24 protein-coding genes are annotated in these 25168 nt (G+C 32.8%); 17 read left to right on the forward strand and 7 right to left on the reverse strand.

All coding sequences use genetic code 11. From position 1 onward, the window contains the following. Positions 1-16: 16 nt before the first annotated feature. The 3 genes from CN692_RS26360 (at position 17) to CN692_RS23465 (ending at position 1868) form a co-directional block, all read left to right on the forward strand. Positions 17-193 carry a hypothetical protein gene (locus CN692_RS26360; RefSeq protein ID WP_179874535.1) on the forward strand — a complete coding sequence of 59 codons (177 nt, stop codon included), beginning with the start codon at positions 17-19 and terminating at the stop codon, positions 191-193. Positions 194-825: 632 nt separating this feature from the next. After that, positions 826-1332, forward strand: coding sequence for a hypothetical protein (locus CN692_RS23460; RefSeq protein WP_098121548.1), 507 nt, complete (start codon positions 826-828; stop codon positions 1330-1332). A gap of 194 nt (positions 1333-1526) precedes the next feature. Continuing rightward, complete coding sequence (locus tag CN692_RS23465; RefSeq protein ID WP_098121549.1) at positions 1527-1868, forward strand: hypothetical protein; 342 nt, start codon at positions 1527-1529, stop codon at positions 1866-1868. Between the two features lie 80 nt (positions 1869-1948). On the opposite strand, the gene CN692_RS23470 is transcribed toward CN692_RS23465, so the two are convergent. Next, on the reverse strand, positions 1949-2854 hold the full coding sequence (locus CN692_RS23470) for a LysR family transcriptional regulator (protein WP_098121550.1): 906 nt from the start codon (positions 2852-2854) through the stop codon (positions 1949-1951). 141 nt (positions 2855-2995) lie between these two features. On the opposite strand from CN692_RS23470, the gene CN692_RS23475 reads away from it, so the two are divergent. From CN692_RS23475 to CN692_RS23490, 4 genes are all read left to right on the forward strand, one after another. After that, complete coding sequence (locus tag CN692_RS23475; protein WP_098121551.1) at positions 2996-3784, forward strand: SDR family NAD(P)-dependent oxidoreductase; 789 nt, start codon at positions 2996-2998, stop codon at positions 3782-3784. Between the two features lie 194 nt (positions 3785-3978). Next, the gene (locus tag CN692_RS23480) at positions 3979-4455 is read left to right on the forward strand and encodes a 2,4'-dihydroxyacetophenone dioxygenase family protein (protein ID WP_098121552.1); all 477 of its coding nucleotides are present in this window, start codon (positions 3979-3981) and stop codon (positions 4453-4455) included. Between the two features lie 218 nt (positions 4456-4673). Then, positions 4674-5456 (forward strand): SDR family NAD(P)-dependent oxidoreductase, encoded by a 783-nt coding sequence (locus CN692_RS23485; protein ID WP_098121553.1) that lies wholly within the window; start codon positions 4674-4676, stop codon positions 5454-5456. 42 nt (positions 5457-5498) lie between these two features. Then, positions 5499-6674 (forward strand): thiolase family protein, encoded by a 1176-nt coding sequence (locus CN692_RS23490; RefSeq protein ID WP_098121554.1) that lies wholly within the window; start codon positions 5499-5501, stop codon positions 6672-6674. A 72-nt stretch (positions 6675-6746) separates the two neighbouring features. On the opposite strand, the gene CN692_RS23495 is transcribed toward CN692_RS23490, so the two are convergent. Beyond that, positions 6747-7514, reverse strand: coding sequence for a TSUP family transporter (locus tag CN692_RS23495; protein ID WP_098121555.1), 768 nt, complete (start codon positions 7512-7514; stop codon positions 6747-6749). Between the two features lie 244 nt (positions 7515-7758). Here CN692_RS23495 and CN692_RS23500 point away from each other — a divergent pair, with 244 nt between their 5' ends. Then, on the forward strand, positions 7759-8085 hold the full coding sequence (locus tag CN692_RS23500) for a hypothetical protein (RefSeq protein ID WP_098121556.1): 327 nt from the start codon (positions 7759-7761) through the stop codon (positions 8083-8085). A gap of 171 nt (positions 8086-8256) precedes the next feature. On the opposite strand, the gene CN692_RS26365 is transcribed toward CN692_RS23500, so the two are convergent. After that, positions 8257-8424 carry a hypothetical protein gene (locus tag CN692_RS26365; RefSeq protein ID WP_179874536.1) on the reverse strand — a complete coding sequence of 56 codons (168 nt, stop codon included), beginning with the start codon at positions 8422-8424 and terminating at the stop codon, positions 8257-8259. Between the two features lie 161 nt (positions 8425-8585). Here CN692_RS26365 and CN692_RS26370 point away from each other — a divergent pair, with 161 nt between their 5' ends. Next, complete coding sequence (locus CN692_RS26370; protein ID WP_179874537.1) at positions 8586-8843, forward strand: hypothetical protein; 258 nt, start codon at positions 8586-8588, stop codon at positions 8841-8843. A 550-nt stretch (positions 8844-9393) separates the two neighbouring features. Here the strand turns inward: CN692_RS26370 and CN692_RS23510 are convergent. Next, entirely contained in the window at positions 9394-12507 is a 3114-nt protein-coding gene (locus CN692_RS23510; RefSeq protein WP_098121557.1) for an efflux RND transporter permease subunit, read from the reverse strand. Between the two features lie 294 nt (positions 12508-12801). On the opposite strand from CN692_RS23510, the gene CN692_RS23515 reads away from it, so the two are divergent. From CN692_RS23515 to CN692_RS23530, 4 genes are read left to right on the forward strand one after another with little or no spacing between them, the layout of a single operon-like run. Continuing rightward, on the forward strand, positions 12802-13500 hold the full coding sequence (locus tag CN692_RS23515) for a response regulator transcription factor (protein ID WP_098121558.1): 699 nt from the start codon (positions 12802-12804) through the stop codon (positions 13498-13500). Position 13501: 1 nt separating this feature from the next. Then, positions 13502-14860 carry an ATP-binding protein gene (locus CN692_RS23520; RefSeq protein ID WP_098121559.1) on the forward strand — a complete coding sequence of 453 codons (1359 nt, stop codon included), beginning with the start codon at positions 13502-13504 and terminating at the stop codon, positions 14858-14860. 40 nt (positions 14861-14900) lie between these two features. Continuing rightward, positions 14901-16205 carry a VTT domain-containing protein gene (locus CN692_RS23525; protein WP_098121560.1) on the forward strand — a complete coding sequence of 435 codons (1305 nt, stop codon included), beginning with the start codon at positions 14901-14903 and terminating at the stop codon, positions 16203-16205. A 42-nt stretch (positions 16206-16247) separates the two neighbouring features. Continuing rightward, complete coding sequence (locus CN692_RS23530) at positions 16248-17405, forward strand: MFS transporter (RefSeq protein ID WP_098121561.1); 1158 nt, start codon at positions 16248-16250, stop codon at positions 17403-17405. Positions 17406-17456: 51 nt separating this feature from the next. Here CN692_RS23530 and CN692_RS23535 read toward each other — a convergent pair whose 3' ends face one another. After that, on the reverse strand, positions 17457-17696 hold the full coding sequence (locus tag CN692_RS23535) for a hypothetical protein (protein ID WP_098121562.1): 240 nt from the start codon (positions 17694-17696) through the stop codon (positions 17457-17459). Positions 17697-18211: 515 nt separating this feature from the next. Between CN692_RS23535 and bioD the strand changes: the two genes are divergently transcribed. Next, positions 18212-18892 (forward strand): dethiobiotin synthase, encoded by a 681-nt coding sequence (bioD, locus tag CN692_RS23540; protein WP_179874538.1) that lies wholly within the window; start codon positions 18212-18214, stop codon positions 18890-18892. Positions 18893-18915: 23 nt separating this feature from the next. Beyond that, positions 18916-19911 carry a biotin synthase BioB gene (gene bioB, locus CN692_RS23545; protein ID WP_098121564.1) on the forward strand — a complete coding sequence of 332 codons (996 nt, stop codon included), beginning with the start codon at positions 18916-18918 and terminating at the stop codon, positions 19909-19911. An 83-nt stretch (positions 19912-19994) separates the two neighbouring features. Here the strand turns inward: bioB and pgmB are convergent, their stop codons facing one another. Both pgmB and CN692_RS23555 read right to left on the reverse strand, forming a co-directional pair. Continuing rightward, on the reverse strand, positions 19995-20666 hold the full coding sequence (pgmB, locus tag CN692_RS23550) for a beta-phosphoglucomutase (RefSeq protein ID WP_098121565.1): 672 nt from the start codon (positions 20664-20666) through the stop codon (positions 19995-19997). Positions 20667-20688: 22 nt separating this feature from the next. Next, positions 20689-21708 carry a LacI family DNA-binding transcriptional regulator gene (locus CN692_RS23555; protein WP_098121566.1) on the reverse strand — a complete coding sequence of 340 codons (1020 nt, stop codon included), beginning with the start codon at positions 21706-21708 and terminating at the stop codon, positions 20689-20691. 475 nt (positions 21709-22183) lie between these two features. On the opposite strand from CN692_RS23555, the gene CN692_RS23560 reads away from it, so the two are divergent. After that, positions 22184-23866, forward strand: coding sequence for an alpha-amylase family glycosyl hydrolase (locus tag CN692_RS23560; RefSeq protein WP_098121567.1), 1683 nt, complete (start codon positions 22184-22186; stop codon positions 23864-23866). Between the two features lie 11 nt (positions 23867-23877). Beyond that, the gene (locus CN692_RS23565) at positions 23878-25167 is read left to right on the forward strand and encodes an ABC transporter substrate-binding protein (protein ID WP_098121568.1); all 1290 of its coding nucleotides are present in this window, start codon (positions 23878-23880) and stop codon (positions 25165-25167) included. The last annotated feature ends 1 nt before the right edge of the window (position 25168 follow it).

Genomic DNA, 25168 nt, shown 5'->3' on the forward strand with positions numbered 1-25168 from the left:
AAGAAGAGGGTAAAACATGGAAAAATTGAATGCAGTCGAAAAATTGCAAAAAGAATTAATGAAGACGCGCGAAGCGATCGATATCGTCAAGATTATCTTAGCGAAGAAAAACGACCCTCATCTCGAAGAACAGTTGAAAAGATTAATCACCGAACACAACGAAATTGTGACACAAATCAAGAGCATCCAGTAAGGATGCTTTTTTATTTTATCGCCCTCTTCTCGTAACTACCCGGACGCTATCCATTAGGTCAACCAGTCCTAAAAAAGGTTGTCTAATTAGACAATCTTTAGAAACTCTTATGCAACTAACGCATGCATTAGTTCAATAACAATCGGCTGCTTCGGCGGTCGTTTTTTTATTCAACAAAGTGGCAGTTTAATTGAACAGAAGTAGTGAAGTTTTTTTATTCGGAATCCGAAAAATATGGTAAGTTTATATCACGTTACATAACAATATCGAATTACTTTTTGAAGCGATATTTTCAATCGAATGGAAAAGAATAGGAATTATTTTGCTATTTACTTTAGTGGTGGTTACAAAATGGTCAGAACATGATTACGATTTTTACTTTTGGTTGCTTTTATTCTCGTTAATTTTTTCTATATTTGTTGCAGTTTTCAATGTTACACAATTATATAAAAGAACAGATTTATAAGGAGTTCTTATTCAACTAAGCGCATGCATTAGTTGAACTAATAGAGTTGCTTTGGCAGCTCTATTTTTATTCAACAAAATGGTAGGATGGTTGAATAATGAATAGTAATTAATATGATATATTAGTAATAAATTATTTGTTTATAGCAGTAGAGGAGAAAGAGAGTTTGATTAAAAGAAATGAAAATAAAGTGAAATTATTACTTGGATTGTGTTTAGTATTAATTTTTATGACAATGTCAGGTTGTAAACATTCTGAAAAGATAGTAACTAACAATTATTATTTAGCATTGAGTGGAGAAAGTGAAACTTGGAAAGTAAAATCCTATCAACTTAAGTTTACGCCAAAAGAATTTTCAGCTGGAAATGGTAGATTGATTATGAAAAAACCAGTTAATCCAATTATGGACAAACTTAATATTGAAGTCTATGCGGTAATTGATAACGTAAAAACTGTTATTCAAACATTGGATTTAAATGGGAGTGGGTTTGATATAAGTAACTTGACTACTGGAACAGTTAAAGGTGGTACATATTTAAATAAAAATAAAAAACCAATTACCCTTTCAGACATAAGTGATATTTATATGATTGTTGAATGGAATAACAAAGATAATAATATGAAAATGAAAGAAAGAATAGATTTGTTCAATAAAGATAATTTCTTAAACTAGCAGTGCGTACTTTTTATTGCCCTAAACGAAAGAATAGTTCCATAAATTAGTTTGGTATTTATGTAGAAATATTGTTAGTTGTTTCAAATCCATTATTTTAACAATAAAATATAGAAAATTTACAAACTCTATTAGTATATAATTGAATTAAGATAAATGCGTTAAATGATAAAATACATTGAACGAGGTGAAAAATGAAACGTATTAAAGCAATCGGACTCCTGCTTTGTGCATGTTTTCTTCTCTTAACAGGTTGTGGGAAAGAAGAAAAGTCATTTAAACGAAAGCCTTATACACCAGTTCATTACACCGAGAAAGAAAAAGAAACGTATGAAGCGATTGTGCTTCAATTAGCAAAAGAGTACATTGAAAAAACGCACGGGCCAATCACTCCTAATCAACGATTTGAAGCGACTGTTGAAGAAGATGGTACGTTCACGGTTCAGGTTTACAAAGATTTAGGTGATAGTAACGAAGGAATTGCCTGGTTAAATGTGAATCCAAAGACGAAAAAAATTATTGAAGGTGTGCATTAAAAAGAAGAGAAAGACTTCAAATTGAGTTTAATGAAAAAAGGTTGTCNNGACAACCTTTTTTCATTAAAAATTAAAAGAGACTAAATTTTAATAATTTCAGATTTAAGAAAATTAATATATTTGTTTGCATAAGAGGATAAATGTTTATTTTCTGATCGAACTAGACCTAAAGAAATATTAACTTTACTATGATTTGTCAGTTCTATTGGGACAATATCACCATTAATCACTGAGGGGTAGTTTTGCATGACGAAATCAGGAGCAAATGTAATGGCCAAATTTTCATTGACCGCTTGAAGAAGCCCAGCCATATTATTTGTTGTAAATAAGATTTTTAATGGTTGATATTTGTCAAAAAAGTCTTGAACAAAATGCTGCATTAATTCCCCTTGATAGATGACGATTGTTTGATCAAATAGATCTTCTGGTGCTACGGCACCAAGAAATGCTAAAGGTGAATGTTTTGAAACGTAAATTTTTTGCTTCCCTTCCAGAAGTGCTTCAAACGCAATTCCTTCCATGTTTACACTCAAATCGTTTGAGTGTGTAATTAGTCCAAAATCAGTTTTATGTTGCTTAACATCATCAATGACAGAAGTTCCACTTTTTTCGGTAATCTCTAAATTAACATGTGGATAATCATGGCTAAAAGTAGAAATCGCTTTTACAAGAAATGTCATTAGTCCAGGTAAAGATGATATTTTTAATTCACCTACTTCAGTGGAGTTAAATAGGTTTGCTGTTTCTCTTATTTCTTCAAGCTTTTTTTGTACTTCATAGGCAAGCTTTAAAATGACTCTGCCTTCATCAGTTGGAACTGCACCATGCCCCCGTGAGCGTTTAAATATTTTAATCTCAAGCTCTTTTTCTAAGTTGGTGATCGACTGACTAATTGTGGATTGTGTAACGTGTAGATTTTGTGCGGCTACTGACAAAGAACTGTATTTTGCAACTTCGACAATATAGATTAGTTGTTCAATATTCATTGCTGACCCCTTTTTGTATATTAGTGGTACTAACTTACACATTAAAATCTTTAATTTTTTTTCATTATAATTTATTAGTATAATCAGTATCAATAAGAATTTATAAAAATTTGAATATTCTTAATTTTGGAGGGTTTGAAAATGACATTAAACCAATTGTTTGACTTAACAGGAAAGACAGCAATCGTTACAGGTGGAGGAAGTGGGCTAGGGCGTGTAATGGCACTAGCTTTAGCAGAGGCAGGAGCAAAAGTTGTTGTTTGTTCTCGTCGTATGGAAGTTTGCGAAGACGTTGTAAAAGAAATAGAGGCACTAGGTGGACAAGCATTAGCTGTATCTGTTGATGTAACAAGTAAAGATTCGATTGAACAAGGATTGAAAAAAGCGATTTCTGAATTCGGAAACATTGAAATTTTAGTAAATAGTAGCGGAACAGTGTTTGAAACTCCTGCTACGGAAATGCCTTTAGAACAATGGCAGGCTATGCTTGATACGAATGTGACTGGAACATTTTTAATGTGTCAGGCAGTTGGTAAACATATGATCAATAATGAATACGGAAAAATTATCAATATTTCTTCTAGTATAGGTTTTAAGGGTGTAGACCCAGAAGCGGTTGATTCTGTAGGATATACAACAAGCAAGGGAGCAGTGATGACTTTAACGAAAGATCTAGCAGTAAAGTGGGGCCGTCATGGGGTAAATGTTAACTCAATTGCACCTGGGGTTTTCACTACTGGAATGAATAATCCAGAAATACCGGGAACGCTTGTACAAAAAGCAGGTCCATTCATAGCTTCTCAAGTTCCTCTTAGAAGATTGGGTAGCGATAATGATTTAGTTGGTGCAATCCTTTACTTTGCTTCTTCAGCTTCTGATTATTGTACTGGCCAAATACTAGTTCTAGATGGAGGACTTGGGGCTAAGTAAATTTCAACTTTATGAAAGATTGCTAGAATTCTAAATTAGTCAAATTAATTTGCATGTAAAAAATACTAATTTTACTTAACTGAAAATTATAAATATACTGATAATAATAATTCGAAAGGGTTAGAAGTTAGCTTACTAATGTAAGGGACTACAACTAACGAATTTAAAAACATAAGTTGGAAGAGGGGATTATTATGAGTAACCTAAAAAATGTAAAAGAAGTAGTAGTACACCATGCTGGAAATATTAACGTAGATGAATTGCCTTGGATTCCTTATTTTGGAGATGCAAAATTTAAATTACTTAAAGCAAACCCTGTGACAGGACAAACACTTACTTTATTATATGTACCTGCGAAAATGCAACTTCCTGCGCATTTCCATCCTGGAACGGTAATTGTATATACAGTACAAGGAACTTGGAGATATCTTGAAGAGTCTTGGATCTCTAAACCAGGTGATGTTGTTTATGAGCCTGCTGGTTCAAAACATACTCCTACAGCTGTAGGCGATGATGATGTTATCACTTTTAATATTGTAGAAGGAACATTAGACTATATCGGTGAGGAAGGGGAAATCCTTGCTAGAGATAATTGGGAAACATTCCTAAATAGATACTATGAACACTGTGCGTCTGAAGGAATTGAGCCAGTGGATGTAACAAAATTTTAAGATATAGTGTAAGGAGAATCTAAGCGTCCTATGACGTAGAAGATTCTCTTTTATTATGTATTCTTAACGTTTATAGATTGATAGATACGGTTTTCATATTAGCAATATTAACTTGCATGTTAAATTCTTTAATTTTATTTAATTAAAACTTATGAGTATAATGAGCTTAATAATTATAAAATTTAGAATATTCTAATATACAAGGAGGTTAGTAGATCGTGCCGACAGAAACAGTATTGATTACGGGTGCAACAAAAGGGATCGGGTTAGAATTTGCAAGAGTTTTCGCTGAGCATCGCTATAATTTAGTGTTAGTAGCAAGAGATGTAAAGTTGCTGGAGAAACAAGCTGAAAATTTAATAAAGGGTTACGGGGTCGTCGTAAATACTTTTGCAGGTGACTTAAGTAATCATGAAACAGTAGAAGGTCTACATAACTATTTGAAGAGTGAGGAAATCAATATTGATATTTTAATAAATAATGCTGGGGCAGGCGGTTTAGGATTAATGACGGAGCTGGATATTAAGAAGGAATTGGAATGCTTACAGCTTAATATGATCTCCCTTACGTATTTAACTAGACTTATAGCAGATGAGATGGTTAAACGAAATAAAGGTAAAATTTTAAATGTGGCTTCAACTGCGGCATTCCAGCCAACTCCAAGAATGTCAATGTACGGAGCAAGTAAATCCTATGTATTATCCTTTACGGAAGCAATTGCTGATGAACTAAAAGGAACGGGAGTACAAGTTAGTGTACTATGTCCTCCTTCAACAAAGACATCACTCACTGAAGGATTGGCTTCAACTGGAACTAAAATTTTTATTAAGAATTTAATGGATCCAAGAGCAGTTGCCAAGTGCGGGTACAAGGGTTTAATGAAGAATAAAACGGTCATAATTCCAGGTTTTAAAAATAAACTCATGGCAAAATCAGTTGGACTTCTTCCAAGGAAGTGGGTAACTGTTTATACAAGAAAAATGATTGAAGAAAAAGTATAAATTGCTTAGATGTATACCTTTTAAGGAAGAGAGAGATGGACAATGCAAAATGTATACTTAGTTGAGGCACTTAGAACCCCAATTGGTAGTTTCGGAGGCTCATTGAAAGATGTGGGTGCTGTACAACTAGCAACAACAGTTGTTAATGAAGTATGGCAACGATCAGGTATTTCGCCAGAATGCATCGATGAAGTAGTACTAGGGAATGTTTTAAAATCAGGACTAAAAGGAAATCCAGCAAGGCAAGCGGCAATTAATGCTGGTTTACCTGTTTCAGTACCAGCAATTACGATTGATAAACAGTGTGCATCTGGATTACGAGCTATTACATTAGCTTATCACCAAATACTTGCTGGAGATTCAAATATAGTAATAGCGGGTGGAACAGAGAGTATGACTAATGTCCCGCATTTAGTCATGAATGCAAGATGGGGACAGAAAATGGGAGATATTCGGACGGTTGATGCAATTTTTCATGATGGACTTCATTGTGCAATAGAAGGTTACCATATGGGGATAACAGCTGAAAATTTAGTAGAAAGCTATCGTATATCTCGGGAGGAACAAGATATATTTGCTTTAGAAAGCCAGCAAAAAGCAATTAAAGCTAAAGAATTGGGAAGGTTCGTAAATGAAATTATTCCAGTTACTTTGAAAGGTAAAAAAGGTTCCACATTATTTACAGAAGACGAGAATAGTAAAAATACTAATCTAGAGAAATTACTAACGCTTAAACCGGCTTTTAAGGAAAATGGCACAGTGACAGCTGGGAATGCTTCATCATTAAATGACGGTGCAGCTGCTGTAATGGTTGCTTCTGAGCAAGCAGTTAGAGAATATGGTTTAAAACCACTTGCTAAAATTCGTTCGGTCGCATGTGCTGCTGTTTCTCCTTCGATTATGGGAATCGGACCAGTTCCAGCAACCCAAAAAGCTTTGGAAAGAGCAAATCTTAAAATAGAAGACATTGAATTGGCTGAAATTAATGAAGCATTTGCTGCACAAGTACTAGCAGTAAATAAGGAATTGGGATTACCCGAGGAGATTATTAATGTAAATGGAGGAGCAATTGCATTAGGACATCCAATTGGATGCTCAGGTACAAGAATTGTTGTTACTTTATTGCATGAACTAATACGTCAGAAGAAACAAATTGGCTTAGCAACTTTATGTGTTGGTGGTGGTCAAGGAGTTTCAATAATCGTGGAAGCTATATAGACTAAGTCTAGTTAAAAAGAAAAATGGTAAGCAAATTTTATCTAATTTTGCTTACCATTTTTTACATTCTATTTAATGAAGATAATCAAAAGTATTTTTTGCTAACAGTAAAAACGTTACTGTGATAAAGAGGACGCGAACATAGCCACTTCCTTTTTTTATTGCAAATTTTGAACCACAAATTGCACCGGCTATTTGTGCAATACCCATAGCTAAACCATAGGCATAATGAATTTGTCCTAAGTACATAAACATTAATAATGCAGCTATATTACTGCCGAAATTTAAAAATTTTGCATTCCCGGCTGCCTTTAAAAAATCAAATCCAATCATTAAAAAAGCAAATATTAAGAATGAACCTGTTCCAGGACCAATAAAACCATCATAAAAACCAATTGCAAAAATCAACATCATAAACAGAATAATACGAGTAGCTGACAGCTTTTTGTTGGAAGTAGTGTCTCCCCAATTTTTCTTGAAAATAGTATAAATTGCGACTGCCGCAAGCATAACAAGCATAAGCGGTTTAAGAACAGTAGGGTCTATTAAATGGACAGTCCAAGCTCCCAAAATAGAACCAATAAAAGTGAGTGGGAATAACTTATAAACAGATTTTATATCAAGCTTACCTGAGCGATAAAACATGATTGTACTCGTTAAAGATCCAATTGACCCAGCTAATTTGTTCGTTGCAACAGCAGCAGCGGGAGAAAGCCCCGTAAATAACAATACTGGCAAAGTAATTAATCCTCCGCCACCAACTACGGAATCAATAAATGCAGCTAAAAATCCAAATACAATTAAAGTTAATAATAACGATGGATCAAGATGGAATATCATCAAATCTACCTTTCTTTTATCTACTAATTAGATAGTAGTTAAAATAATAAATAAAGTAAATCATTAATTTAGTAATATAAGAATATTTTTACTTTAACAACTGTAAAAAGCAACTACGAGGCACTTTTAATTTGCTAAATTAATTATTGCAAAACTAAATGAGTTTTTAAATGTTACTTGTACCACTCTCTCTAAATTTTGCATATATTGGTATGTGATAAATTGCGGAAAGGGTGTACATGATTTGAATATCGAACATTCAAATACTACAGGCTTAGGACAAGCAAAAGAGAAATATTTTGAAAAAAATATAAATCGTTTAATGAAAGAGGTTGTTTCAAAAATCGAAATGAAGATGGCACTTGAAGAACTCAAAATAGAGCGTAATATCAGATTAGAAGGTCTGGAAAATACTGATGAAGTGATTAAACATGTGCAAAAGGATTTAACTAAAATATTAGAAGATGCAATTGAAGAAATTCAACTTAAAATGAGTGAAATTGAGATTTATTTTAATTCATTAGAAGAAATAAAAGGCATTTCAATAAGGAAAGAAGATTTCAATAAATAAAAATAGAGTGAGAAACACTAGGTTTCTACACTCTATTTTTTTTGCGTTCGTTTGAGTTAGATTCATCATGAGAAATTACTTATTTATTGTTGATGTTGATATTAATAGTAATATGTTTATCACAATGAGATGATGATTGACTATTTTGTACAGCACTTAATATTTTAGCAATTAAATCTGTACAACAATCACATTTCTTGTGATCGTCACAGTCACAGTCATGTTCTTCACAACAGTCGCATTCATGGTCTTCACAGCAGTCGCACTCATGGTGTTCACAGCAGTCACAGTCATGCTCTTTGCAACAGTCGCATTTATCTTTTTTGCAACCACAATCAATATTAATATTCACCTTAATACTGCAATCACATTTTTTGTGTTCATGACAATCGCATTTCTTGTGTTCGCAGCAATCACAATCACGATGTTTGTGGCAATCACAATCACGATGTTTATGGCAATCACAGTCACGATGTTTGTGGCAATCGCAATCACGATGTTTGTGGCATTCACACCTGTGTTCACAGCAGTCACACTTCTTATGTTCACAACAGTGGCATGGCGGACAAGGTGGACAAGGAGGACATGGTCGGCAAGGTGGACAAGGCGGACAAGGTGGAGTCGGTGGGCTCGGCGGACTCGGCGGACTTGGCGGACTCGGCGGACTCGGTGGACTCGGTGGACTCGGTGGACTCGGCGGACAAGGTGGGCTCGGCGGACACGGTGGTTTAATTGGCTTAAGTCTATCTTTCATTTAAATATCACCCATTAAAATAGTTTTATTTAGGTCTTCTAACTATTAATATGTTTAACTTGGACAGCTTGTCAGTGTTTTTGACTATACTTACTTTATTTATTTAGATGAAAATAAGTACAAGGTTTTAGTCTAAAAAATATTTCTAAAAATTAATGGGCTTTTTCTACAGTAAAACAAGCTGAGTGTTGTTTCTTGTAAGCAATTTTTAAACGCTCCTATCGCGGGTTCAGGTGATAATTAGGCCAGTACGATCAATATTAACTCCGAGTTGACATAGTGTTCGTGCTCTTTGTTTTCATAACACATAATTTCAACATCTTAAAAACGGTCTGATCAAAGTTATGAGCAAAATTTAGTGTTTTATGAACAAAAAACCTAGATTTATGAACAAAATTCTTTACTTTATGCACAAAGTTCACGGTTTTATAAACAAAGTACATAATTTGTTCGTATTTCCTGCCATTCATCTCCATCATTCAATTACTCGATGACAAATAAAAAAGCTGCCCTTAAAGTCATTTGACTTTAGGGACAGCCCTATTAATCTGAAGTTAAAGTGAATTAACTTCCTCAATTGAAATTACTTTATTTGACTGCTTTTTGTGCAACCATTGATAAATAATTGGAATGACTAAAAAGCTATTTAGAGTTGATGTGATCATTCCGCCTATTACAACTATTCCTAATGTCTGTGAAATAACTGTATCACCTTGATGTGAAAATGCTAGTGGTAATAGTGTTAAAATTGTTGTTGCTGCTGTAATTAAAATTGGTCTAATCCTTGAAAGACTTCCTGAAATAACAGCGTCTTCAATGTTCATACCGTTTTTACGATTACGTTCAATCTTATCAACAAGTACGATCCCATTTGTTACTACAATTCCTGTTAACATTAATACCCCAATCAGTGCTGCTAAATTCCACTCTCCACCTACGATTACTAAAGAGATGACAACACCGCTTAATGCTAGTGGGATACTTAATAATACTGAAACTGGAGCTCTCCATCCCTTAAATAAGGTTGAAGTAATGACCATTACTAAAAGAATAGAGAAGGCTACCGCAATTGACATATCAAAAATCATGTCTTTAACTTGTTGAGTTATACCTCCCATTGAGTAACTTACACCTTTAGGAAGATCCTGTTTACTAATTACGTCATCAACTTGTTTAGAAACTTTGCTAATATCATTTGAAGTAATTTGTCCCGTTACGATTGAATAAGGCTCACCATTGCGTTCATTAATCGTTGAAGGAGCATTATCTTTCGTAATAGATGCAAGTTGTTCAAGTTTTATTGTCTTATTTCCTTTTGTTATGAAAGTTTCATTTTTAAGAGAATTGATTACATCTGCAGGTGATGCATTTAATTGAACTTGTGTTTTTCCACTACTAATTTGATCAAGATACATGTCCACTGGCAGACTCACATGGTCCACTACAAATGTAGCGTCTTTAGATTGTGACATATAACGATTAATCACTTTCATTACATCTGCTAATTGAATTCCGTTTTGATCAATTGCTTGTTGGTTAAATGTTATTTTATATTTTGGAAGACCGGATGTTAAATCGATTTTACCATCAACACTTAGACCGTTAATTTTCATAAGTTTTGATCTCATTTGATCAGCAACTTTATCTAGTGTAGCTTGATCAGATCCAGTAAACATTACTTTCAATAATGAATCATCACCAGCAATACTTTGACTTGAAACAGTGTAAGCTACATTCTTCGATAATTGTGGTAGCTGATTTCCAAGTTCTTTAATAACTTGGTCTGAGTCTTTATCATCTTTTAATACAACAGAAAGATTTGCTACATTAGGTTTTTGTAGGAATCCACCGCCTTGGTCAAATACATCATCACCTTGAGGCGTGTTAGTCGATCCAAAATTAGATGTATAAGATTTTACTTTTGGATTTTCTTTTAATTGGTTTTCTACCTTTTGAACCTCTGTATCTACTTGTGTTAGTGTACTTCCTTGAGGTAATTCTAGTTTAATTGCAACTTGACCAGTTTTAGCACTTGGCAAGAATGAAACTGGTAAAAATGAACCAAAGGCTACTGCAATAATAAATAATAAAGCTGAAATGAAAATTGTAAGTTTTTTCTTCTTAAATGATGATTTTAGGATCGGTTTCATCATTGGTTCTAAAGAAACTGCTTTTGTTTTCTTTGTATTGTTTTTCCAACCCATTAACGCAAGCGCTGGAATAACAAGGATTGCTACAAAGAACGATATAATTAATGAAATAACAACAGACCATGCAAAACCGCTATAAGAAGCACTAATTGCTCCACCTACAAAGGCAATTGGAATATAAACAGCAATTGTCGTAAGTGTAGATGCTAAAATTGCAGGTGTCATTTCATAAACTGCCGAACTTAATGATGATAGTAATGGTTGATTAGGATTTTGTTCTCTTTTACGGTACATATTATCAAGGATAACGATTGAATCATCAACAATACGGCCCATCGCAACAATTAAACCTGAAACCGTTAAAATATTAAGTGTAATGCCCATTGATTTTAGTATAGCTGTTGTTGCTAATAAAGAAATTGGTAATGAAATCGCAATGACTAATGTTGATTTTACATTGCGGAAGAAGAAAAATACGCAAATCATTGAGAAAAGACATCCAAGTAAACCTTCACGAATTAAACCATTTAATGAATCGTTTAATTCTTTTTCACGGTCTAATTGTGGAGTCAATTTGACAGTACCGTTTTTAACTTCTTGTAAACCATTAATTCTTTCCTTTACAGCTTTAGCTACGTCGGTAATGTTTGCACTTTGAGTTTTAATAACATTTAATTGAACACTTGTTTTTCCATTTGTTCTTGCAACAGTTTTTACATCATTTAAAGCGTGAGTAACAGTTGCAAATGCTGAAAGTGGAACTTGGTCACCATTTGAATTTTTGATTTTTACGTCGCTTATTTGTTTCTCATTTATGTTTAAACCATCAAATTTAACTGGAATGGACAATTGATTTTGAAAAATCGTTCCTTCAGGTAAGGCTGGAACTGATACAGCTAATGCTTTATTTAAGTCGTCTAAAGTTAAATTATTTTTTGCAAGGTCTTTCATTCTAACAGTTAGTACATAACCATCTTTAGCGCCACCGAATACCGAAACATCGGATACACCAGGAACAGTTTTAAGATGCTGTACAATATCCATTTGAGTAATTGATTTTAAAGTATTATCATCTATTGAATCACTAGTTAAACTATAAGTTAAGATTGGAAATGAACTAGTAGTAAGTCTAGTAACAAGCGGTTTTGATGTAATTGTCGGTGGAATATCCGCATTTTCTAAAGCTTTATTTACATCAATTTCTGCTTGCTTCATATCTGTATTCATTGGGAAATACAGACTCATAAAAACTCCACCATCATAAGAGCTTGTTTCAATGTCTTGTAATCCTTCTGTTGTTCTTACAGCACTCTCAAGATTATTGGTAATATTTTGTTTTACTTGATCAGCTTGGTACATTGGTAGACGCATGCTAACAGTAAGAGTCGTATTATTAATGCCTGGTAAATAATCACGTTGCATTTGGAAAGCTGATATAGCACCCCAAGCTACGATCATCACTACACAGACAATCATTAATATTGCTCTTTGCATGGTCCCTTCAACAAATTTTTTCATCTTATACCTCCTAAGATTTTTTATTATAAATTGAAGATAATTTCGCAAATCAATTCCATGTTATTGTAAAATGGCTAACTGAAACTTTAATGAATAATCAATTAAAAATAGATTAAAATGAAAAAAATACTAATTAAAAGTTCTATAATGGCATGTATACAAGAAGCGAAAAAGACTGATAACATCGCTACTTGTGAGGCTTTAAGCTTTGAAAGACTAATGTTTTCAATCACTCTTAAAATTAGAATAGAGTTTGTGGATACACTAAACTATTAATAGAAATAGGTGAGTTAAATGACGAAAATCTTAATTATCGAGGATGAAGTGAATATTGCTCGAGTTTTAAAATTAGAAATAGAATATGAGGGTTTTGAAGTACTGGTCGAACATAATGGAAAATCCGGTCTAGAATCTGCTCTGAACAACAATGTTGATCTAATTTTATTAGATGTTATGTTACCTGAATTGAGTGGAATTGAAGTATTAAGAAGAATAAGAAAAACAAATCAATTTGTTCCTGTCATTTTATTAACTGCTAGAGATGCTACACATGATAAGATTATTGGTCTTGATTATGGTGCAAATGATTATATTACAAAGCCCTTTGAAATCGAAGAAGTATTAGCAAGGATTCGTTCATGTCTTAGATCAAGTAATCTTGTTCATGAGTTTAAGAAAAATGAAGACGCTGATCCTACTTTAGCGATAGAGGATTTAGTTGTTAATTTAGAAGCTAGAGAAGTAAAGCGAAATGATACAGTTATTGCTTTAACACCGAAAGAATATGATTTATTAGTTTATCTATTAACAAATCAAAATAAAATTGTGACAAGAGAAGGTATTATCACAACAGTTTGGGGTTATGAGTACGAAGGTGAGACAAATGTTGTTGATGTGTATATTAGACACTTAAGAAAGAAAATTGAAGAGGACTTTGATGTTCCTTTAATTCGAACGATACGAGGTGTGGGGTACACAATGAGGAAGGGTTAAGATGAAAATAACGACTAAAATAAACTTATTAATCACATCATGGATCTTAATCATTCTCATTTTAATTAACGGTTTAGTTTTTTATTTGTTTATGAAAACGACTGTAAATATGGAAGAACATGTTATCAGTCAAAAAGCACATGAAATCTTAAAAAAACTTGAAATACCTAAAACATTGAATATGAAAAATGAAGGATTATATCCATTTATGTCCAATCATTCTTATATTCGAATTATTGATCCAAACTCAAAAATTGTGACAGAAATTAGTAATGATAAACTACTGAATCGTATAAAACCTAAGTTCACTAGAAAAGAAGAAACGAAACTCATCCCTTTTAGTGAGCATCAAAATATAGTCGTGCGTGTACCAATTATACAGAACCAAAAAGTAATTGGAACGCTAGAAATTGGAGAATTGTTAGTAGGACTTGAAGGTCGAAAAGATATGCTATTAACAATTATGACAATCGTTACTTGCATTTCTGCCATTCTATCAATGATGGCCGGAAGATGGTTAACACGCATCATAATGAACCCAATTACTTCTATGATTACAACGATGGAAGATATTGAAAAAAGTGGAGTTCCCAAAAAGATTTTAATCAAAAATGAAACGAAAGATGAATTACACAAAATGGCAAGCACGTTTAATCGAATGATTAGCAGGCTACAAGAAAACATTGAGAAACAAAAGCAGTTTGTTTCAGATGCATCTCATGAGCTAAAAACTCCAATTACTGTCATTAGTAGCTTTGCTAACTTATTAAGAAGACGTGGGTTTAAAAATGAGGAAATGGCAACAGAAGCTATTGAAACGATTTATTCTGAAGCTAATCGAATGCAAGATTTAACGAAAACATTATTAACATTGGCCGAATCGGAACATTTAAAGAATATCGAAATGAATCCAGTAGATCTAGTAGCATTGTGCCATTCATCGCTAGTGCAACTGCAAAGTGTATATAAACGAGAAATTACATTACATGCACAAAAACAGAAAATAATAATTAATGGAAATGAACTTAAAATTAAACAAGTTATTATTATTTTTTTAGATAACGCAATAAAGTACAGTTCCGACAAAATTGATGTAAGCATTAGTTGTAATAGTGAAGCCGTTATTCTTAAAATAAAAGATTATGGAATTGGTATTCGAGAGGAAGAATTAGAAAATATTTTCGAACGATTTTATCGAGTCGATAAAGCACGTAGCCGTGAAATCAGTGGCGGAACTGGACTTGGTCTGTCGATAGCTAAGAATATAATTAACTTGCATAATGGGAAAATTAGTATAAAAAGTGTTGAAAATGTAGGGACTGAAGTAGAGGTAATATTTCCTCTAGATGGGATTATGTGAAAATAAGTACTTTAGAGTATTGAAAGATTGAGGTATGAATATGAACGAAATCATCCATTTATTAAATCAATATGGCTATATCATTTTATTTTTATCATTGATGTTGGAATTGATCATAGTTCCTATTCCGAATGAAGCATTGATGAGTTATGTTGGTGTTTTATGTTATCACGGGGAAATGAATATAGTATTATCTATTATTTCTGCCGGCCTTGGAGGAATTGTGGGGGTTACTATTTCTTATTGGTTAGGATATAAACTTGGTACACCGTTTTTTCGGAAATTTGGTCATTATATCCATATGGGCCCTGAAAAGATAGAGAAGATGTCAAAATGGTATGAAAAATATGGGAAGGTATTATTACTAGTATCGTTCTTTATTCCGGGTATTAGACATTTCGCAAGCATTATTTCAGGGATCATCAAATTACCTTATCGCTCATTTGCCATTTTTTCATATATTGGTGTATTTCTTTGGATTGGAACGTTTATTTGGTTAGGAAAGGTAATGGGACCAAACTGGGATATATACCAAGTAGAAATAAAAAAATGGTTAGTATTAGGTAGCATATTATTAGGTATCATAGTTCTCACTTTTTTTGTTGTAAAAGCAAAAAAAGAATTAATAAAAGAATCGTTAATATTAATATTTGAATCAAGTTTTAAGAGATTTAAAAGCTTCATGAAAATAAAATTGCTCATCTTAACGTGTTTAATTTTTTTCGTTACGTTTGTAATCTTAATGATAGGGCTAATTCAAAACACAATTAGCAATGAATTTGATAAATTCAATTCTGTATTTAAGACAATTGTTTTTAATTTATTTAATCAACACTGGAATGGGCCGATGAACTTTATTTATTCATTATCGACCTGGAAGGTTTTATTGACAGTCTCGCTTGCTACTATAATAGTCATTTTAATAAACAACAAAAATAAATGGTTAGAATTGCTCTTTTTGATTGCTAGTTTAGCTGGAATCCTTATACTATCAGAAGGGATACCTTGGATCTTCAACTTTATGTTAGGTAGCAATGTAGGTAAAAACTTTCCAAATGAAAAGTCTATGTTGATTCTGACAGTATTAGGTTACTTCATCATTATGTTAATTCGACACAATAAAGCTTATATGCTTAATACGATCATGTTCTTCTGTTTTATTTTTGTTGTAGTACTATTTTCGATTAGCAGCGTCTATTTGCACCACTTATTGCCTAGCGACATTGCTGCTGGATTTGTATTCAGCTCAGTTTGGCTAAGTGGAATCCTATTCTCACTGGAGTTATTTCGTTTTGTATCGCTTTTAAAAGAGAATATACGTGCGGAAAAATTGGTGAAAACATAAACTAGAATCTACCTTGTTCATTTATTCAGGAGGTTGAAGAGAATGAAGGGTAAGAATATTTGGGTTTTAAGTCTAGTTAGCTTTTTTACAGATATGGGTACTTACATGGTAACTCCGCTAATCCCGATTATTCTTTCAACTTCAGGTCCTTTAATAATTGGGATTATTGACGGCTTATCTGAAAGCTTAGCGAGTGTATTAAAATTTTATTCTGGCAATCGATCAGATCGGCAAAAAAACAGAAAAAATATAGCAATTGTAGGATATGGATTATCAGGGTTAGGAAGGCTTGTTCTAATTCTTTCAAGTTCTTGGATTGGAGTTTTCATTTGGAAGCTAGTCGATCGAACAGGAAAAGGAATTCGTACAGCTCCAAGAGACGCTTTAATATCAGAATCCGGCGGGAAAAATAAGCAGGGTAGAGTATTTGGGATTCACCAAATGATGGATATGTTAGGGGCTGCTTTAGGAATAGGAGCAGCCATCGTTATTTTGCAAATTGTAGGAAATCAAAACATTAAGGCTGTATTTTTATATTCAGTAGTTCCGATAACAATTGGGTGGTTACTATTATTTGGCGTAAAGGAAAGCATAAATCATCTAAATAAACCATCAAAGAATTTACAATTTAAATGGGAGTTACTAGATTCAAATATAAAGAAACTGTTGGTAGTTGTACTATTATTTACAATCGTTAATTCATCCAATTCTTTTTTGTTATTAAGAGTAGCCGATCTTGGCTTTTCGAATCAAAGTGTATTGTTGATGTACTTACTTTTTCACTTAACAGCTTCTTCCCTTTCGTATCTTTCAGGTGCGTTTTCTGATAAATATGGACGGAGAGGAATACTAACGGCAGGATATGCTTTATATGGAATCGTTTATATCGGTTTTGCAGTAGTTCACTCAGCCACTAATCTGGTTATTTTATTTATACTATACGGACTTTACTCAGCTTTAACAAAAGGTGTGGAAAAAGCACTTGTAGTAGAATTATCGAGCCCTGACGCGAAAGGAACAGCACTCGGTTTCTATGCGATGGTTTCCGGAATTGGATTTTTTCCAGCTTCTTTACTAACAGGCTGGTTATGGCAACAATTCGGAGCGGCTACTTCATTTACTATTAATGGAGTAATCGCAATAACTGCAGCATTATTGTTAACGAGAACATTGAAGAGAGTTGAAAATAAAAGTATGTAAAAGAGAAAACAGAAAAACTACTGTGAGAGTTTTTCTGTTTTTTTTGTCAGATTAATGATTCTCAAGCCATTTTAGCTCAATGTTTAAAAGCTCTAAAAATTGATCATACAGCATCGACGAACTTGAGTTATTTGAACGAACCCATCCAATTGGTATTGTAGAAGGCTCCACATTGATTAAAGGAATTGAAACAGTTTGTCCATTCAATATGGATGCCTCATTTTTTAAGGAAATACTTGTATCAAATGTGATTGCCAAGTCTTCAATGACAGTCCCTAAAAATAAAAACATCTCTAGTTTCCTATTCAGTACCCACATATTTTAATCGTTAAAATGTAGTTAGGAAACTTTTATACACGGATTAATAACTCATAATGTGACTGATGATATAGATCCATTACTCTTAAAGAAACTACCCCAATTGAATCTCCATAATATGGTTTTTTAATCAACAATAAAAAACAGAAGAGACTCCATCATAAGATTCATTCCCAAATACTATAAATAACTTTCTATCCTTTCCGCATGAAATAATCAGTGCTTCTCGTTTATATAACCTTTCATTTGAGTAAAAGTGTGACAAAGATACTAATTGTTTTCTTAAGATAATTTTTTGTACGGTTAATGATTCGTAAATGTTATTCTACGAAAATGTATATGTTAACTCAAAGTTTAATCAAGGTTGACATATATTTTAAATGCGTGTAAATTTAATTTTGTCAGATTGTAAAATTTTACTAATTTTTCAAACTCGAAGATTAATTTTGCTAAAGCTAGAGACAATGAAAAAAAGGTGGCTGCTTAAGATGGGAAAAGGATATTTTGTTACTGGAATTGATACAAATATTGGAAAAACCTATGTAACTACTCAGATGGTAGCATGCTTGCAACGTAAAGGTATTGATGCCATTCCTTATAAACCAATTCAGAGTGGAGTAGTTAAAGTAAATGATAGATTTATAGGCGAAGATGTAGCGTTCTATAAAGAAAAATTACCGCTTTTAGAAGACGATCATTACTACAATTCATACACACTTGAAACACCTGTTTCACCACATTTAGCTAGTAAACTAGAAAATGTTTTTATTGATGAGCAAGTTATTTTTGAAAAATATAAGCAATTAGAAAACAAACATGATGTTGTTTTTGTTGAAGATGCCGGTGGAGTTGCAGTTCCGTTAAAAGAAAACTTTGGAACGATTGATTTAATTAAGTTGTTAAATCTACCTGTAATTCTTGTAACTACATTAAGTCTAGGAACGATTAATCATACAGTTTTAACAACTGAGTATTTAAAGTCACACCAAATTAATATTTTAGGCTTACTTATTAATAAGGTACCGTCTACGATGACTGAAATGGAAAAAGATAGTTTAATGATGCTAGAGAAATTAACTGGTCAAGTCATACTAGGCGTTATACCGGAACAATCGGACTTTTTTACGGAAGACCATATTTTTGAAATTCAACAATTATTGACGAAATGATAAATGAATAGGAGCGACACAAAGTGAATTGGACTAATTTGGCACATGAAGTTATTTTAGGTAAGGAAATTTCAGACGAAGAAGCATTAAGTATATTATCATGTGAAGATGATGAGTTACTTTCACTTTTACAAGGGGCATTTATTATTCGCAAACACTATTATGGAAAAAAAGTTAAACTTAATATGATCATTAATGCTAAAAGTGGTTATTGCCCTGAGGATTGTGGCTATTGTTCACAGTCTTCAATTTCAAGTGCACCAATCGAAAAATATCCTTTTCTATCGAAAGAAGAAATTCTTGAGGGTGCAAAGCGTGCCTTTGATTTAAAGGCAGGTACATATTGTATAGTCGCAAGTGGACGCGGACCGACTAACAGGGATGTAAATGTTGTTTCTGATGCAGTTAAGGAAATTAAAGAATTATATGGTTTGAAAGTTTGTGCTTGTTTAGGACTTATTAAGGATCATCAAGCGAATGAACTTAAAGAAGCTGGGGTTGATCGATATAATCATAATTTAAACACATCAGCTGAACATCATAATTACATAACAACAACCCATACATATCAGGATCGAATTGATACGGTTGAGAAAGTTAAACAGTCGGGTATATCTCCATGTTCAGGGGCTATTATAGGGATGAAAGAAACAAAACAAGATGTTATTTCAATCGCGAGGTCATTACGACTATTGGATGCCGACTCTATTCCAGTAAACTTTTTACATGCGATTAATGGAACGAAGCTAGAAGGCGTGAACGAGTTAAATCCCCGTTATTGTTTAAAAGTGTTGGCACTTTTCCGATTCATTAATCCAACAAAAGAAATACGTATTTCAGGAGGACGTGAAGTAAATCTTCGAAGTTTACAACCACTTGGACTTTACGCCGCAAATAGTATTTTTATAGGTGATTATTTGACTACGGAAGGACAGGAAACAAATCGTGATCATGCGATGCTTGAAGATTTAGGTTTTGAAATTGAGTTGGTTGAAAAGCAAGAATTGATGTTATCGTAATTAAAAAAACGAAAATCTCTAAAAATGAGATTTTCGTTTTTTTGTAGCTTAATTATTATTCTTACATAATTAATTTGTGGAAATTATGATATTAAATACTTATCAATAATTCTATTAAGCTCTAATTCTTCTGTTGATGATAAGACTAAATTAGCATGGTTTAAAACAGTAGTGTCACCAATAGCAACAGAGTACATATTTGCAGCATTAATTGCATCAACACCAGCAGCAGCGTCCTCGACACCGATGCAATTTTCAGGATTAGCAGAAACTGCTTGGGCAGCTTTTAAAAATACCTCTGGATCCGGTTTTGAATTAGTGACAGTTGCAGCGTCAACGATGTGATCAAAATAGTCAGTAATTCCTAAAGCATTTGCTACCATTAATGCATTTTTTGATGCAGAGGCCATTGCAATTTTAATGCCTTCTTTTTTTATTTGAATTAAGAAAGATTCAATTCCAGGTAATAGATCCTTTTCAGAAATATTACGGATTAACTCAACATAATGAGTATTCTTTTTTGTTGCTAATTCAATTTTTTCAGCTTCGGAGAAATCACTTTGGCGGTTTCCTAGTTTCAGGATTCTTTCTAATGAGTCTGTTCGACTTACACCTTTTAGCGTTTCATTAAACTCACGATCAAAGGGAATTCCTAAATCTTCACCTAGCTTTTTCCATGCTAAATAATGAAATTCAGCAGTATCGGTAATTACACCATCTAAGTCAAATATAATTGCTTCAATTTGTTTTTTCAAAATGGTACCCCCATCATTTCAATCAATTTATTTTGGCAACTGATTTTCGTTCGACCAGCTTTGTTGGAACAATAATATGTTCTGTTTTTTCAGGTTCATTTTTTATGCGTTTAAAAAGTAAATCTGTCGCTGTTTCACCTAGCTTCATAACTGGAATTTCGATCCCAGTTAGAGGTGGAGAGAATAACGGTGAAAAAATGCCATTATTATATCCTATAATTGATAAATCTTTCGGAATTGATATGCCTAACTTTGCAGTTGTATTATAAAGACCAATAACTTTTAGATCATCTATTGCAAATATTGCAGTTGGTAAATCTTTAGATTTTAAAAGGGCTTCTGAAGTTTCATATGCTCTTTCCATTGTGTATCCGCTATCAATAATTCGATCGGAACGAAGTGGAATTCCGTTATCAATTAAACATTTTTTATAACCTTCCAATCTGTCAATTGAAACGTGGTAATCAAGAGAAGAATGAAGGCAAGCAATGTCAGTATGTCCCTGATTAATCAAGTGTTGGACTAGTTGATAACTGTCATTAAAATTATCAGTATCCACGGAATAGATGTGTTGATAGTTTCCTTCAACTCTTCCAATAACGACTACAGGAATTTCATATTTATCTAATTCTTTGAAAAAATCCTCATTTGCAGGCGAACTCAACATAAGAATTCCCTTAATCATTTTGCCGCGAATTTTCTCAATACATTTATCTAACTCATCTTTGCTATTTTTTGATGTTTGTATGATGACATCGAAATTTTCTACTTCTGATCTCGTTGATATAGAGTGAATAATTTCAGAGAAAAACGTGTTTCCAGCAGTTGTTTTCGTCGAACGAGACATTACCAAAATTGCATCAAATCCAGATGATGTAAGTGCCCTAGCTAACTTATTAGGTTGGTAATTTAATTCTTCTATTGCCTTCAATACGCGCAAGCGACTTTCTTCTGAAATATTGTCTTTATTATTAAGTACTCGAGATACAGTGGACTTTGAAACGTTAGCCACGCGAGCAATATCGTAAATTGTAGGGCCCATTTGTATGCTCCATTCATTTTTTATAATGTAGTAAAAACGTTTACATTTTATCTTTAATTAATTAGTTAAATTATTTTAGAAAAGAACTTTTTAAACTGGAAAAGTTATATGGGAATATTTTTTCTGGTTAGTAACTAGGAGCGGTTACCAGAAATAATAGTGCTGATAATATATCATGATAGTAACGACTTTTTTTAAAATTTGTCAAGACTGTGAACATAGCATAGTGAAAAATTAACTATTTATTACTAGGGCAATTATATGGAGAATATAAAAAAGTAGCAATACTAAATGTTTAGTCATAAAGAATTAAGAAATCCGAATGAACGGATCAGAGTAAACTCAGATCAAAAAAAATAAATTTTTTAAATTGACAGTAAGCGCTTTCTATAATATATTGAGTTTGGGAGCGGTACCAATCGAGTACCAATTTTTTTTACATCTCTGTGGGAGCGATACCACAAGGAGGAATCATATGAGTAAAATAAAAGAAAGATTAGCTTTTATTTATGAAAATGAAGATATAAATCGAATTAATAGTTTGATAGAGAAACGAATTGAAGAAGCAAAATTAAAAATTTCAAAAAAGAGAAAACAAAATTGGGACGAGTTAGATGTTGTTTTAATAACTTACGGTGATCAGTTTCGAGAAGAGGGAATACCAACTTTAGAAACCTTCAAAAAAATGTTTGATGAACATTTATCAAATAAATTTGAACTTGTTCACATTCTACCTTTTTACCCTTATACATCTGATGATGGTTTTTCAGTAGTTGACTATAAGAAAGTAGATCCAGCATTAGGGGATTGGTCACATATTGAAAGCTTATCAAATTCAGCAAGAATTATGTTTGATTATGTATGTAATCATATTTCTAGTAAAAGTGAATGGTTTCAAGGCTATTTGAACAATGATCCAAAATATAATGATTACTTCACTGAAATGGATCCATCAATTGATTTAAGCTCAGTGACTAGACCTAGGGCACTTCCATTACTATCAAAATTTAAACTAGCTAATGGTGAGGAAAAACACATTTGGACAACGTTTAGTGATGATCAAATTGACCTGAACTTTAGTAATCCACAAGTTTTATTAGATATGATTGATGTTTTACTATTTTACCTTGAGCAAGGAGCAGAATATGTAAGACTTGATGCTGTAGGCTATATGTGGAAAGAGGTAGGTACTTCTTGTATCCATCTTGAAAAAACACATGAAATCGTTAAATTATTCCGAGATTTATTAGATGAGGCAGCTAAGGGTACAGTAATGATTACTGAAACAAATGTTCCTCATTTAGATAATATTTCGTACTTTGGTAATGGACATGACGAAGCTCACATGGTCTATCAATTTCCACTGCCTCCATTAGTCTTATATTCACTTCATAAAGGAAATGGAAGTGCATTAACTAATTGGGCGAAGAATCTTGAAGGTTCTGGAGAAGATACTACGTTCTTTAACTTCTTAGCTTCTCATGATGGAATTGGTTTAAATCCAATTCGTGGAATTATTCCTGAAGAAGAAATTTTATCATTAGTAGAAGAGCTAAAAGAAGAAGGAGCATTAGTAAATTATAAGAAGAATTCGGACGGTACTGAGAGTCCATATGAAATTAATGTAACTTACCTAGATGCTTTAAATAAACAATCTTCAAGTGATGACCAACGAGTAAAGAAATTCTTACTAGCACATTCAATCTTGTTAACATTCCAAGGAGTACCGGCAATTTATATTCAAAGTATGCTTGGCTCAAGAAATGATTATGCAGGCGTTGAAAAAACTGGTATGAATCGTTCAATTAATCGCCAAAAATATCCGCTTGTTGAAATTGAAAAAGAATTAAATGAAGAGGGAACTTTAAGAAATAAAGTTTTTACAGAACTGACAAACATTATTCAAGTACGTAAAGAAGAAAAACTATTTAATCCAAATGCAAAGATGGAAGTACTTGAACTGAATGATAAATTATTTGCTATTAAACGTACGAGTGAAGATGATCACATCATCATTCTTCATAATCTATCAAATGAACAAGTTTTATGTGGTTTAAATGGAAAGTATTTGAATATTTTAACTGGAGTTGTTGAAGAATTTAATGAATTTAATTCTTTAGAACCATATCAATTCCTTTGGTTAAAACCAGTAAATTAGGAGGAAGAACAATGAAGAAATTTCTAAGTATGTTCTTGGTTTTAATGTTAGCAGTCGGATTAACAGCTTGTGGTGGCGGTAAAAAAGAGAATGGTAAAGTAACAATTGAATTTATGCATTCTTCAGTTGAACAAGAAAGATTAGCGGTTATTACAGACTTAATTTCTAAATTTGAAAAAGCAAATCCAAATATTACAGTAAAGCAAGTTCCTGTTGAGGAAGATTCTTATAATACAAAGGTTGTTACTTTAGCAAGCTCTGGTAAACTTCCAGCAGTTATTGAAGTAGGACAAGATTATGCAAAAGTTATGGACAAGGATCAATTAATTGATAAAGAGGCAGTAAAATCAGTCATCTCTAAAGTAGGAGAAGATAAGTATTACGAAGGTGCATTAAAGTTATTAAAAACTGAGGACGGAAAAGATTATACAGGTGTACCAATTAGTGGTTGGGTACAAGGTATTTGGTACAACAAACAAATGCTTGCAGACAAAGGATTTTCAGAGCCTAAAAACTGGGATGATATTTTAAAAGTTGCAAAGGCGTTTACAAATGCTGGAAGCAAAAAATACGGTATTGCACTTCCAACTGTTGAAGGTGGATTCTCTGAGCAAGCTTTCTCACAATTTGCTTTATCAAACAATGCAAATATGTTCGATAGTAAAGGTGATTTAACATTAAATACGCCTGAAATGAAAGAAGCTTTAAACTACTATAAAGAATTAGCAAAATACACAATGCCAGGTTCAAATGATGTTACTGAAGTAAAAGACGCATTTATGAATGGCTCTGCTCCAATGGCTGTTTATTCAACTTATATCCTTCCTTCAGTATATGAAGAAGGTAAAACAGACAATATTGGATTTGTGATTCCAACTGAAAAAACAAAAGCAGTTTATGGAACAGTTTCTGCATACACAATTTCTTCTGGTTTAGATGATGCACAAAAAGCTGCAGCTAAAAAATTAGTAGAGTTTATGGCAGAACCAGAAAATAATACGAAGTTAGTATTAATGTCTCCAGGTGGATCACAACCTGTAAATAAAGATGTAACAGAAAGCAAAGAATATAAAGATAATAAAGTTGTGAATTCTTTTGGTGAACTTTCAACTGAAATCGCAAGCTCGTTTGATAACATTCAAGTATTTGGTCTTGTTGATAACAAGAACTACTTAAAAATGGGCGATGTTACAAGTTCAGGCGCAATTGCTAAGTTAATTAATGAAGTAACTGTTGGTGGAAAAAGTGTAGATTCTGCTGTTAAAGATGCGGGAGAAAAATTAAAAGGTGTATTAAAATAAT

Source organism: Bacillus sp. AFS002410 (genome assembly GCF_002556365.1).
Taxonomy (GTDB): Bacteria; Bacillota; Bacilli; order Bacillales; family Bacillaceae_G; genus Gottfriedia.